At 45.4% G+C, this 14145-nt stretch carries 5 protein-coding genes; all 5 read right to left on the reverse strand.

What is annotated here, in order from left to right; all coding sequences use genetic code 11:
* Positions 1–7389: amino acid adenylation domain-containing protein (locus ACFSX3_RS23025; protein ID WP_379313307.1), on the reverse strand; the 7389-nt coding region annotated here is incomplete at its 3' end.
* Between the two features lie 1209 nt (positions 7390–8598).
* The gene (locus tag ACFSX3_RS23030) at positions 8599–9033 is read right to left on the reverse strand and encodes a group II intron maturase-specific domain-containing protein (protein WP_379313309.1); all 435 of its coding nucleotides are present in this window, start codon (positions 9031–9033) and stop codon (positions 8599–8601) included.
* A gap of 153 nt (positions 9034–9186) precedes the next feature.
* On the reverse strand, positions 9187–10035 hold the full coding sequence (locus tag ACFSX3_RS23035; RefSeq protein ID WP_209994854.1) for a reverse transcriptase domain-containing protein: 849 nt from the start codon (positions 10033–10035) through the stop codon (positions 9187–9189).
* Between the two features lie 182 nt (positions 10036–10217).
* Entirely contained in the window at positions 10218–11669 is a 1452-nt protein-coding gene (locus ACFSX3_RS23040; RefSeq protein WP_209994856.1) for an IS1182 family transposase, read from the reverse strand.
* A 224-nt stretch (positions 11670–11893) separates the two neighbouring features.
* Positions 11894–13843 carry a UvrD-helicase domain-containing protein gene (locus ACFSX3_RS23045; protein ID WP_209994855.1) on the reverse strand — a complete coding sequence of 650 codons (1950 nt, stop codon included), beginning with the start codon at positions 13841–13843 and terminating at the stop codon, positions 11894–11896.
* Between the last annotated feature and the right edge of the window lie 302 nt (positions 13844–14145).

Consider the following 14145-nt stretch of genomic DNA (forward strand, 5'->3'; position numbering starts at 1 on the left):
CGCAACGTATTCGTTTCCTGCCTGCACCAGATCTTGCGGCTCTGGCAGCGCCTTCCGGTCTACCTTGCCGTTGGCCGTCAGCGGAATCCGCTCCACTTCCACCAAGTACGACGGCACCATGTACTCCGGCAGGCTGCGCTTCAAATACGTACGCAGCTCGGAGGCATCGAATCCCCCGCCACTCACCACATACGCGCACAGATAAGACTCGTCCTTCTCGTCTTTCCGGGCGATGACCACCGCTTCCTTCACGTCCGTATGCTGCAGCAGACGATGTACGATTTCGCCTGTCTCGATCCGGTATCCCCGGATTTTCACTTGCTCGTCAATTCGGCCCATGTACTCCAGATTCCCATCCGGCAGCCATCTCGCCAGGTCTCCCGTCCGGTACATCCGCTCCCCAGGTTCAAACGGGTTGTTCACGAACTTCTCCGCCGTCAGTTCCGGGCGGTTCAAGTATCCGCGCGCCAAACCGTCTCCTGCGATGCACAGCTCCCCTGGCACCCCGATCGGCTGCAGCAGGTTATAGCGAGTCACAATGTACAAAGCTGTATTTGTAATAGGTGATCCGATTGGCGGCAGAAGCGAGTAGCCGTTGTCTGCGCCCATCGTATAGGTCGATACGACATGGCTTTCCGTCGGGCCGTAATGGTTATGGACGAGCACATTCATATGGCGGGCCGTCTGAACAAAATCGTCGTCCAAAACGAGCTGTTCTCCGGCGACAATGAGATGTTCTATCGTTTCCAGCAAATTTTGGCACAGATTCCTGTCGGAAATGATGTACTTCAAATAAGCGGTCGGTAAAAAGACAGTACTGATCCTATGAGTACGTACGTACTCAATCAATCGATGGGGATTGCGCTTCGTTTTTTCGTCCGCAACGAACAGCGTGCCGCCAGATAGCAAGACGGAAAACAGCTCCTGCGCGCAAACGTCAAAGCTGAAAGCGGCAAACTGCAGCGTACGAGCAAACGCAAGCGCCGTTTTGCTCTTTTGAGATTCCAGCAAATTAACGATGCTTCGATGCTCCATGACAACCCCTTTCGGAGTTCCTGTAGTGCCTGAAGTGTAAATAACATAAAGCGCATGGCAAGATGTCGACAACGGCGGAAGGTTGGAAGTATCCGCATCGTATAAGCGGGAATCTGCAAGATCGAGCACCACGCCGGCATACCCCCCCGGTAAGGTTTCACAGCCAAAAGTCAGCAAAACATCGGTACCACTGTCAGCTAACAAATACGTGATTCGCTCTGCCGGGTACGACGGGTCAATCGGCAAATAGGCACCCCCGGCTTTCAGAATCGCAAGGATTCCCACGATCATCTCCACTGAGCGCTCGGCCATGATCCCCACGATCCCATCCGCTCCGACCCCTTGCTTGCGCAATACCCGTGCGAGCCCATTCGCCTTCGCGTTCAGTTCCCTATACGTCATTCGCACAGACTCGAATACGACTGCCGTAGCTTCCGGCGTTCGCTCCGCCTGTTGCTCGAACAGCGTGCAAATCGTCTTGTCCTTCGGATAGTCCGCTTTCGTGTCGTTAAACTGCTCCAGCAGTTGCAGCTTCTCTTCTTCCCCGGCCAGTTCGATCTCGTCTAGCCGCATGTCCGGTCTTGCCGCCACTTGCCCCAGAATGGTCTCCAAATGACTGATTACTCGTTCGATGTTATCTCTTCGATGTTCCGACGCATTGAAACCGATTTTGATGCCGAGCCGGTTCGAACGCAAATGCATCATCACGTATAATGAATAATTAGTATGCTCGAACATTTGAATATCCGTTACCCGAAAATCCTGATCATCGGATTGCCCGCTTATGTCATAGAATTCTGGGTAGTTCTGAAAGATAAAGAGGTGATCAATCAAGTTTTGTTTCATATCCGTTTGTGCTTGAATCTCGGCCAATGAAAGGTAATCGTATTTCTCCGATTCTAGCGCTCGCCGCTGCAACCCTTGGGCCGTCTCGATGAACGTGTCCGCGCGTTCGTTCGGGCTTAACCGAACCGGTAGCGTGTTGATAAACAGCCCTACCATGTCCTCGACACCGTCGATTTCCGCAGGACGCCCCGACACAACCGCACCGAACACCGCGTCATCGATATTATTGTAGCTGCGCAGCAACATGCCCCATGCCGTCTGCATTATGCTATTCATCGTAACCTGATGGCGTTTGCTCATTTTCGTCAAACGCTCGGTCAAGGTCTCCGAGAACGAATGATGAATTTCTTCCAGCTCGTACGCCCCATTGGCAGAAGAATTGCCGCTTGCAGGAATTGCCGCCCGCTGCTCGTATCCTGCCAAGTAGTCTCTCCAGTAGTCCAGCGCTTCTTCGCGATCCTGCTCCTCCAACCATTCGATGAACTGGATATAGGGCTTCACGGCAGGCAAATCGATCGCTTTGCCACTGCAAAGCTGCGTATATATATAGAAGAATTCTTTCAACACAATGCTCATGCACCAGCCGTCCATCAAGATATGATGGTGGCTCAAAACCATCTCGTACCGGCTCTCGTCCGTCCTTAATACCGCAATCCGCAGCAGCACATCATTCGTGAGATCGAATCCTTGTTCCCGATCCGCCCGTTTGAATCGTTCCATGCTGATCTTGATTTCATCTTTCGTTAACCCTATGTAATCTTCAAAAATAATCGAAGGTTTGCGCTTTTTAAGTACGATTTGCAAGGGTCTTTCTAATCCTTCGCACATAAACACCGTTCGGAAGATATCGTACCGTTCCATTAAGAGGGAAAGGCTCTTCTCCAGATGGGCTTCATGCAGCGACCCTTGAATCGTAAATGACATTTGTTCGAAGTAAGCGGACGACTGCGGTTCCCTTAACGCTTGAAAGAGCATGCCTGCCTGCATCGGAGACAGCGGGTATATGGAAACCATCTCGCCACTGCCGCTAATTGCCAACTGCTCCCGAAGTTTATCGAAAGTGGCAAGTGTCACTTGTTCGCTGCTAACATCGCTTGGGGTCAGTTCGGTCTCGGTTTGCTGCATGCAATGCGCGACGATCGAAAGCAATTGCTTCTTGTAATTGGCCAGCAAGGCTTGCATTGTGCTTTCACGGTACTCCTGCTGGTCGTACGTCACGCTCAGCGTCAGTTTTCCGTCGATCACGTTCCCGATAATGTCTAGCGCATAAGCCCGTTCCGACTGTGGACTCATTGAAGTCCCTGCGAAAAGTTCGGACATTGACATGGCGCCCGCATTCAATTCCCGATCCCATTGCCCCAAGTAGTTGAAGCTGATTTCCGGCGCCATCCCGCTTCCAATTCCGCTGTTCTCCGCTGGCGTCAAATACTTCAGCGCACCGTATCCCACGCCTTTGTTCGGAATCCCTCTCAGCTTCTCCTTGAACGATTTGACCCAGTTGGCTATTCCTTCCGCCTTCTTCAATTCAAAGACGACCGGATAAATACTCGTAAACCAACCGACCGTTCTCGTCACGTCCACGTTGTCCAATACTTCTTCCCGGCCGTGGCCCTCCAGATGAATGGCCAGCTTCTCATGACCCGTCCATTCCTGCATTGCTAAACCAAGCGCCGCGAGCAGCACGTCGTTCATTTCCGTCTTGTACGCATGGTGCGTTCCCGTCAGCAGGTTTTTCGTTTCCGTCTTGCTTAAGCTAATCGCCAGGCTGGTGCTGCTCCCGATTGTACAGACTCCGCCGCTTTCTCCATCTTTGGGCAGCGGCTTAACCTTGATGCCTTCTTCCTGCCGCCAATATGCAGCTTCCCTCAGCAGTTTCCGGCTCTGTGCATAGTTCCCCATCCGCTCCGACCATGTCCGGTACGAATGTGTTTTGCCTGGCAGCGCAACAGGTTCACCCCGCAGCCGCTGCTCGTATCCCGCCGCGAAATCCTCTAACAGAATCCGCCAGGACACCCCGTCTACGACAAGGTGATGGATCGCGATTTGCAGATGATCGCCGCTGCCTGTCCGGAACAATCCCAGCTGCATCAGCGGGCCGGTTTCCAGGTTCATCGCCTGCTGGACCTGCATCGCCTTCCGCTCGACCGCCGCGCTGACGTCCGCTTCTCCCGAGACGTCGAAGACCTGCAGGCGGAACGCTTGGTCTTCCGTCCCCCGGTTCATCTGTACGATCTTCCCTGCGGCCTGCTTATACACCATCCGCAGCGCATCGTGGTGCTCCGTCAGCTTGACTGCAACTTCCTCCACGAGCGCTTCCCGGAAACCGTCCGCGCGGTACAGCATCATCGCCTGATTCCAGTGTTGGCTTTGCGAGAATCCTTGCTCGAAAAACCAATGCTGGATCGGACTGAGCGAGACTTCGCCCTCCACGGCCCCCTGTTCGACCGTTGTCCTCAGCGCCGTTTGAATATATCCGCTGACTTCCTTGATCGTGGGATGCGTAAACATATCCCTGACCGCCAGCCTCAAGCCTTCCGAGCTTAACCTCGATACGATCTGGATCGCTTTGATCGAATCGCCGCCCAGCTCGAAGAAATTGTCTTGAATCCCGACCTGTCCAATTCGGAGCACGTTCTGCCAAATTGCCGCCAGCTTTGCTTCTGTGTCACTCCGCGGCGCGACGTATTCGTTTCCTGCCTGCACCAGTCCTTGAGGCTCCGGCAGCGCCTTCCGGTCCACCTTCCCGTTGGCTGTCAGCGGAATCTGCTCCACTTCCACCAAGTACGACGGCACCATATAATCCGGCAGACTAAGCTTTAAATACGCACGCAATTCAGAGGCATCGAATGCTCCCTGGCTCACCACGTAAGCGCTTAGGTAAGCATTGCCCTCGTTTTTCCGGGCGATGACCACCGCTTCCTTCACATCCGTGTGCTGCAGCAGACGGTGCACGATTTCGCCTGTCTCGATCCGATACCCCCGGATTTTCACTTGCTCATCGATCCGGCCCAAGTACTCCAGGTTTCCGTCCGGCAGCCATCTTGCCAGGTCCCCCGTACGATACATCCGCTTACCAGCCGCGAATGGGTTATCCACAAACTTCTCCGCTGTCAGCTCTGGTCGGTTCAAGTAGCCTCGCGCCAAGCCATCCCCTGCGATACATAGCTCGCCGGGTACCCCGATGGGTTGCAAATGGTTCGATTGATTTAATACATAAATCTGTACGTTCTGAATTGGTTTGCCGATTGCTGGAACCTCGCCCTCGGCTTTTACCCAGCCGCTGGTCGCGACAACGGTATTCTCCGTCGGTCCATAATTGTTGGATAACCGGTACCCGTAACTCTTGATTTTTCCTAATGCGTCGCCGCCGGTAAGCAGAGCGCGAAGAGAATGGCCGGGATGTTCTGTAATCTGCTCGTATACCGGCGTCGGTAGAAACGAGACCGTGATCCCGTTTTCCTGGTAAAACCCGCTTAACGCCTCGAGATCGGTACGAATATGCGGACTTACCAAATAGACCGCCGCTCCGCTCGTGAGGTATGGGAATATTTCCCATACAGCGGCATCAAAGCCGAATCCCGCGTACTGCGTCGCTCGATCCGTATCCTTCACTTCAAAGTAACGACAGTGCCATGTTGACAAATTGACCAGCGAGCTGTGCTCGACCATGACCCCTTTAGGCTGTCCTGTCGATCCCGACGTGTAGATCACATATACCAAATCATTCGGCCCACTTGCCGCTGGCAAGTTCGCGGTGTCGCCTGCGTACAGCGACACGTCCACCAAGTTCAGCACCTCTCCCTCATACGCCGACGGCACTTCCGCATCCCCATATACAAGCAGTTGTCTTGCGCCGCTGTCTTCCAGCATGTACGCGATCCGCTCCGACGGGTACGCCGGGTCGATCGGTAAGTACGCGCCCCCGGCCTTCAAGATCGCGAGAATCCCTACGATCATCTCCACCGAGCGATCCGTCATGATTCCCACGATCCGGTCTGCTCCTATGCCACGCGACCGCAATACCCGTGCCAGTTGGTTCGCCTTCGCGTTCAGCTCCCCATACGTCATTCGCGCAGACTCGAATACGACCGCCTCAGCCGCTGGCGTCCGCTCCGCCTGTTCTTCAAACAGCGCGTGGATCGTCTTATCCTTCGGATACTCGGCCTTCGTGTCGTTAAAATCTATCAACAATTTTGTTTTTTCTTCGGAAATAGTCAAATCGAGTTCATCGATCGATTGATGGGGATCTTGGATAATCTGTTGGATCAAATTCGAAATATGGAAATACATCAGAGTAATATCATCGTCAGAGAATAAATCGGTGCGATAATCGAAGTCCATTCTTAAATGATTTTTTGATTTCGTATGCTGAACTCTGACCAATAGTTCATTATCTTCGTGACCTCCGAAAACATGGTCTAGTTCATACTGGAACAAATCATTCGTAAAAATAGAAACCCTTCTAAATTCCATCGCTGTACGAAACAATGGATTGATTTGTTTGTAGTTTTGACGCAATTCATGTACAAGCAGATTAAAGGGGTATTTCTGACGCTCGGCGATAACGTTTTTTTTCTCAGAAACAGCTTGAATAAAGGATAATACGTCTTTTTTGCCCTCGATAGACATTCGAAACGGCACGGTACTTACAAACATACCGAGCATTTCTTGTTCACTAGCATTTGTTCGATTGGCATAGTACGTTCCGATCACTTGATCATTGTTCGAGGTCACTTTATGCAGGTATAAGTGCAATGCCGAAAAAAACATAGTAAAAGTAGTAATCTTATGTTCATCGCAAAATCTTTTGATGTCATCATACATCTCAGGCGCAATAGAAAAAGACTTTCTTTCACCTGCCGTGCTTTCAGACCATTTGCCATATAGAATATCCTGACTGTTGTAGGAAAAGGATTCGAATTCCTGCAGCCAGAATTCTTTATCCTGAATAAAACGATCAGATTTCTCGTACTCTAATTCATTATTGATAAATTCTATGTAAGATGGCTTTGTTTGGGAGGGAACACTGCCTCGCAATAATTCTTCATAAATATCCATAATTTCCTTTGCGATCAATTCCATTGAATAACTATCGCTAATAATATGATGTATTCGAATCAGAATAACACAGTCAACTTGACTTATTACAATCAATTGAAATTGAACTAAACCTATGCTTTCGAGAGTCATTATTTTTCTAGACTCTGCCGAAGTGTATGCATCAACATCCATCGTTGATCCATCGATCACTTTCAAATCAGCGACGCCAGAATTTCGAACATATTGTTCAGGCTCATTATCTTCAAAGACTTGGGTGCGAAGGATAGGATTTCGTTCAATCAAAAGAGAGATTGCATTTTTCAACAGCCCGTAATCTATGGAGCTAATTCGAGATTTTATTTCCAAGGAAAACAAAAGGGCACTTAATCCCGTGTTCGGCAATAATTTTTCAGTATTCCAAATTCTCTTCTGCGCGTTTGTTAATGGATATTTAGGTGAATTTAACATAAATAAATTTACCTCCCTATACTTATAGAATGGCTACACTGCCTCTACCGTTTTTTGGTGACCAAGGAGTAGGACAACCCCGGCTGATTCACCATAGTGCCTTTCTCTACGACTTTTCCCGTCATTTTATAAGTAAATGCAGTCGCATCCGCATGGATGGCTTAAACAACATTCCGAGAAGTGCATCTTTGCAGGTGAGGTCGCTCATTTGATCGACAGATGAATAACTGGAGACCAAGCGATGACATAAAAAAGGCATGCACGCGGTGCATTGCTGCGTTTAAAATTCAAGACTATGTCAGAAGTAATGAAAATCGAACATGTCCCATAGAGTACGCAAAATCGGCACATTTCCCTTGTGAACGCTCTTGGAAACGGGGTTGCTCAAAGGTTTGTCTCAAAACAATCACCGATAACTCAAAAGATATACTTTGAGAAGGTATTCTTTGTGTTTATTGGGATTACATCAAAAAGTAAGTTTTCCAACAAATTGAAAAATAAATATCTACTATTTTCATGCACCATGTTATAGGTGTAACTACAACATTTTACAACATACAGGTATAATTATACATGTTTCAGTCATATTTTGGAAGTGTATTTTTTATAATCGTACAATGTTATTCATAACGGTTAAACACCCTTATTACGGACGTTGCACCTCTTATTCGATATTAAACGCTTCGAAAGCTAATGCACTTTACATTTCTCTTGACTCATCTATTTGAATCTTTAGCCCTAGAAACCGCCTCTATTAGCTTGAATATACTTTTTTGTCATCATTGCAAATGTAAGCACAATATCATGTACATCTCCAGAACTTCTACTCTGAACTCCATAACTTTCAAAGAAATATCATCCGCTCATGGATCAATCATCCGCCCAAGATATAACCTGCAATGGCAGATTGATAAGATGTTACCGCCTGTGTTGTGTTTTCTTTGATTTAGGCCTTAGGTTTCTCATATTTATAACTATGATTAGATTTGGGGTCTTTAATTGATACTTATCAGGATCATTCATTCTTGATTGAATTGCTTATAGGTTAAGCCTTTGCAGCCTCTCGACAATGCTCACGACTGGTTTGCGACTTAAATCACAATCTACTCTAGAGTAAAGGGCTGGCCTAACCAGCCCCTCCTCATCAAACCGTACGTGAGGTTTTCCCTCATACGACTTTCCGATGTTCGTCATTCATGGGCATGCAGATTACAATAGCGTTTTTAGTCCATATTGGTTGGCAATATATTTAACTTCATTCAATGAACCCATCCATCTTCTGCGCTGTCTCTTCTTCGCATACCACCGTGTTAACCGTTGCAAAATGTACCAATCCAGCTTGGCTAATCTCTTTTGGCTATAATTCGTGTAGTAATAATTTCTCCATCCTTGAATCTTTGGATTGAGCCAGTCCACGTGTTCTTTGAACGATTTCACTCGTTTTCCTGGCGGTGCTAATCTTTCTTTGACCACCCCGCGAATACGTTCCTCCGCCTTTTTCGTTAACCACTGCTGCGTGGTGTAGTACACCTTGCCTTGCGATGTTTCTGCTTTGGTTTTCCAGTGATGCATCCCTAAGAAGTCGAATCCTTCGTCTCCTGTCCACAGTCCTACAATGCGGGTTTTGGTCGGGTGTAGGGTCAACTCCAGACGCTCCATAATTTTACGTATGAGTTCATACGCATGGTCGGCGTCCTTCTTGGTTTTACAGACCACCACAAGTAAGTAGCCCGAGGGAATCGCACCCTCAGGCCCTCTCAGAACCGGACGTGAACCTCTCGGCTCATCCGGCTCCCATTATCCAGCCGCAGGCAAAATGCCTAATCTCCAATGTGCAAACAGTTCAGGAAGGTTCTTTGCAAGTCGTCCCAGCCATCGAATAGCCCGTATCTTGTGGCGTGCCAGCTTCTTGTATTTCCGCCGAGCCCACACGACCAGGGCATCATTCATATGGCGCAGTACCGGGTATAGTTGCGATTTATAGAAGTGTCCGTAGTAGTTGATCCAACCTCTTATCGACGCATTAAACATCTGTGACAAGTCCTGTATTTCTTTATCTGGTTTCAGGTGCATCCGCCATCCTCTAATGGTCTGCCTCAACGCTTTACACGCTTTGTTACTTACTGCTGGCGTAAAGTTAATGAAGTATTTTCCAAACCGATTTTTGGAACGTCTTGGCCGAAAGGTGTACCCCAGAAAGTCGAACTTGATCTCGGGATGATCTTCCTTGCGGTCATCATCTTTGCAATAGACGATTCGCGTTTTCTTCGGATGCAGTTCGAGATTACAGACCTTGAATCTTACCTTAAGTCGCTCCAGCAGTTGCTCTGCCTCTGCTTTCGTTCGACAATGGATCACTGCATCATCCGCGTATCTTGCCCACGGGTTTTGGGAATGCTCTTTCGTCATCCAGATGTCAAACGTATAGTGCATAAACAGGTTCGCAAGTACCGGACTGATCACGTCGCCCTGCGGCGTGCCGGAGGTTCTCACCCTTTGGCTTCCGTCTTTCATTTGAAATGGAGCCTTAAGCCATCTTTCGATGTACAGGATAACCCACGGACAGTCCGTATGCTTTCTGACCGCTTTCATCAGCAACTCATGGTCAATGTTGTCGAACAGACCTTTAATCCTAAGTTCCGGCAATGGCTCCCGATCGACTCTGGCGAAGCCCTACATTTTGTATAAAAAAGAAACCTCCCACATACTAGGAGGCCACTGAAAAACTAGCCGTTCTTAGAAAAAGTAAAAAACGTATCAAAAAGACGACGCTATTCGGTTCTTCCGAATGGACGTCGTCTTTTTCTCACCTATTTCTTCAACTTTGGTTACTCCAAGAGTTTCAATATCCGTTTTAAATTAACAGTGAATATCGCCATGGCTCCTTGAATTTCCATGCCAACTAAACCCGAGGAAGATGCAACATCGTACCCGTGTCTGTGTTTGAGTTCGCTATTCTTGGCTTCTATTTTGTAGCGTTCTTTCGCTTTGGCCTTAAAAACTTCACTTTCCTGAAACACAGCTTGCTTGGCATGTTCGTTGCTCTTTATACTTACCGAGTAGGTCTTACTCTGGGCACCTTCTGTGTAGCACCCTTCCTTTAAAGGACATCGTTTACACTTTTCAATATCATAATAGTAGGTGTCTTTTTGGTTTGTGCCCTGGCCCTTTTTGCCTTGCCGTGCTCTTCGAATGGCCAGATGACCGGCTCGGCAAACATACATACCCGCATCTTTATTAAAATCGAATTCATCTTCTTTCCTTCGGTTTCCTTGCGTAATCTGTGGATTTAATTTGGCCACAAGTTCAATGCCTTGCTCCGTACTGTAAGCAATATTGTCTTTTTCTGAATAGGCCGTGTCTCCAATGACCGTCTCTACGCTCATACCCGCAGCTTTGCTCTTTTCAATGAGAGTTTGCAGTTCCTTCCCGTCGTTTCGTTCTCCCGTGGTAATGGTCGCTGCCGTAATGATTCGTTCTTCACTCATCGCGATATGGGTTTTGTACCCGAAAAATGAGGAATCTGCGCTTTTGTGGCCCACTTTGGCATCTGGATCGGTAGACGTCTGCAACTGTTCAACATCGTCAGCAACCGTTTCTTTCAACAGATTGAAGGGTTCTTTGACCTTGGGGAGTCCGGTAAAACGTCCGTCTTTCTCAATGACCTCAATCAGATCTTGGCAGTATTTAATTTCATCTTCCAGTACATTCGTAACGGGCTTAGCTGGAAAGGAACTTTTCATGGATTCATCTAAGGCATAGATTGCTTTTCGTACCTTTTTAGAACGTTCTCGCAGCAACTCTTGCGGACTTTTTTGGGTATAGCGGGCTTTCGTGTGGGTAGCATCGACAATAATGGATTTGCTGCGAATAATTCCTTGCTGAATGGCAATCTCCACCGTTTTGCCAATGAGTAAATCGAGCAACTTCATATCTTTCAGCCGCAACTTACGAAACTTGCTCAGTAAGCTAGAATCAATAACCTCTTCCTCCGGCGCCATATGTAGAAAAAACTTGAACGACAAATCGGTTCTGGAACGTTCCACGAGATCGCCGTCAGACAGGTCATAAATGGATTTAAGCAGTAGATATTTAAACATTCGGACCGGGTCTACCGCGGTTCGTCCATTATCTTGGCAATACCTTTCACTTAGCTCCTCATATACAAAACTGAAGTCCACCAACTCGTCCATGCGCCGCAGCAAATTATCTTTGGGAATGAGTATATTGTAAAGCTCGATATACGGGCTCAAGATAAAGCTTTGCTGCTCAGGAAGCATGAAGACCACCAGCCTTTGATTTAATTCTTTTATTTCTTTTATTGTATCGAAAAAAAGAGACATTCTTTGTGTCGAATGTCTCTTTCAGCTGTTTATGGACTTTTTCAGTGGCCTCCATACTAGGGAGGTTTCTTTTTTTGCATCTAAAAATTAAATTAAACAGAATATCTCATTTTAAACAACCTCATAGGCATATGCTTTTTGGTGTTTAATGTAATTACACACTAGTTTTCTACCTCAAATCCAACTTCCCTAAATTTCTTGAATAATTGAACAGCATAACTATCTATTTTTGATTTATCTATAAAAATAGTTAAATTACGCTTTGCTCTCGAACATCCAACATAGAATAACCTATAAGCACATAATGCACCATAAACCTGGCTTTCCTTAAAACATCCCTTAGCTGTTGTAACATTAGGTTTTGATAAATAGTCAAAATAAGATTTCCCACATAATTCTTTGAAAATCATATTATCCTTAAAATTCTCAATTAACTCCTTAATTTTTGCAACCAAATAATCTTGATGTTGCCCATGTAACGTTTTATTAATATCAGACAATTTAAACCCTAAATAATGAATTGTGGCGTTAATCCACTTAACATATTCATAATAAAAAGATTTAAACGAATTAAGTGAGATATCAGTGTAGCTCCACAATTTAAAGAAGCGGTACATATGTACTACCGGCGTTGAATTGCTATCTTCAGCAATAAAAAAAACAGTTTTGTGACTCTCGCCTTTAACACCGTGTTGGGTAGATACATTAGGAATTTTAAGGTAGTTAGCTAAAGCCTTGAATTCGCTAATTTCCACTTCCAAAACAGATGAATATTCTTCACTATCTAATATTGCATCAATGAAATCTAATTTTGCCAGACCTGTGGCCTTTAAAATAGAGATAATGGACTTGATGTCAAAATCATTATCGTCATTGTATAGATCTAAAATTAAATCCAAATTAATTTTTAATCGTCTCTTATCTTCGTGTTGGTATACTACACACGCTGCCTTGTCAAACATTTTTGGATTTTTCTTCAATACTTGAACAATACTACCTAGGTTTGCATTAATATAGTACTCTGCAATTTTATTTACTGCAAATAGTAACTTAATTAGAGGATCGGGATTCTCATTTGTTTGATCTATAAGAACATCAAGGGCGCTACTTTGTTGTATATATGAATACTTTTCCATTTTACTGAGTTTCCTATATAAATTCCCAGCGCCAATCGAGTCGAATCTTTTTTGATTTAGCAAGAATAGAAGTAATGCTTCAGGATATTTAGCTTTTTCTATATCCAGGCTTTTAGTAATATCATCACAAACTAATACTCGGGGAAGATGACTGGGTACAAGATCCATGTTTTGGGGTGAAGGCTCTTGTTTAAAGAGCTCATTGTTATACAATTTATTCAGAATATCCAGCACTTGCGGAATCGATCTATGATTTGTTTTCAATGCGATTGATTTGTTTAGTATAGACAACTCTTCTTCAAATGTCCCATCATAATTTTTATATATTTGCTGCATCTTGTCACCAAGAAAATATAGTTTTGTAGAGGTTCCATACACTGCTTCATAAAACATCTTGAGAACAGTAGCAGATGAATCTTGATACTCATCCAAAAATATTAACTGGAATTTTTGCGTTAATCTTCTTTTGACAACAGGAAACCTCTCTAAAACATTCTTAGCAAATGTAATTAAATCATCATGTGACAAACCACCATAATATAACGAGTTAAATTGTAATTCATTATAATATAGAGACTTTAAATTCTGTTGAATATTTTCATAATTTAGAGTTCCAAATTTATCAATATACTTTTGATTACTCGTTTCAACGCTTAAATTTCCTTCCAGATTAGCAATTCTCCTTTTAATATCATCACCATATACTTCAAAGTACAATTCAAGTACTTCAGGGTGTGAAAAATATATACTTATAAAATTATGGAGGAATGAATGTATTGTTGAATAATATACCCTAGGATTTTTGGTATCCTTTTTCAGCTCATCAGCTGCCCTATTTGTATACGTTATACAGAGAATATTATCAGCGGGATTTTCAACAGTATGATGAAGGATCATTGCTTTAATTGTTGTTGTTTTTCCGCTACCGGCAGGTGCGTTGACTAAGTAGATATTATCGACTATTGTACTAGCCATGTAAGCCCCTCCTTGATATAGTCGGGAAGCATATCCTCAGTTAAATTATTTAGAATAACAGAATACATAAAATCTGTCTTTCCGTTTGAAGTATGAGCAATAATCTCTCTCAATGTATAACTTCCACCTTCTTGAGGTATTGTATATTTTAAATTATCTAACTTCCGCAAGCTTATCCACTCAACACGTTCTTTCTGAACTAGTACAGCATCAGTCTTTAAATTGTGGATAAAGTCTTTTAAGTTTTATCCGCGCATCTTCCGTAGTGAATTGCCAATCTATGCCCCGTTGAGAGGTGTTAC

This window comes from Paenibacillus rhizoplanae (assembly GCF_042684125.1).
GTDB classification, from domain to species: domain Bacteria; phylum Bacillota; class Bacilli; order Paenibacillales; family Paenibacillaceae; genus Paenibacillus_AQ; species Paenibacillus_AQ rhizoplanae.

Coding starts and splice junctions, on each gene's coding strand:
- ACFSX3_RS23040 (WP_209994856.1), bottom strand. CDS start 11,669: ATGCTTCCTGAGCAGCAAAGCTTTATCTTGAGCCCGTATATCGAGCTT.
- ACFSX3_RS23045 (WP_209994855.1), bottom strand. CDS start 13,843: ATGGCTAGTACAATAGTCGATAATATCTACTTAGTCAACGCACCTGCC.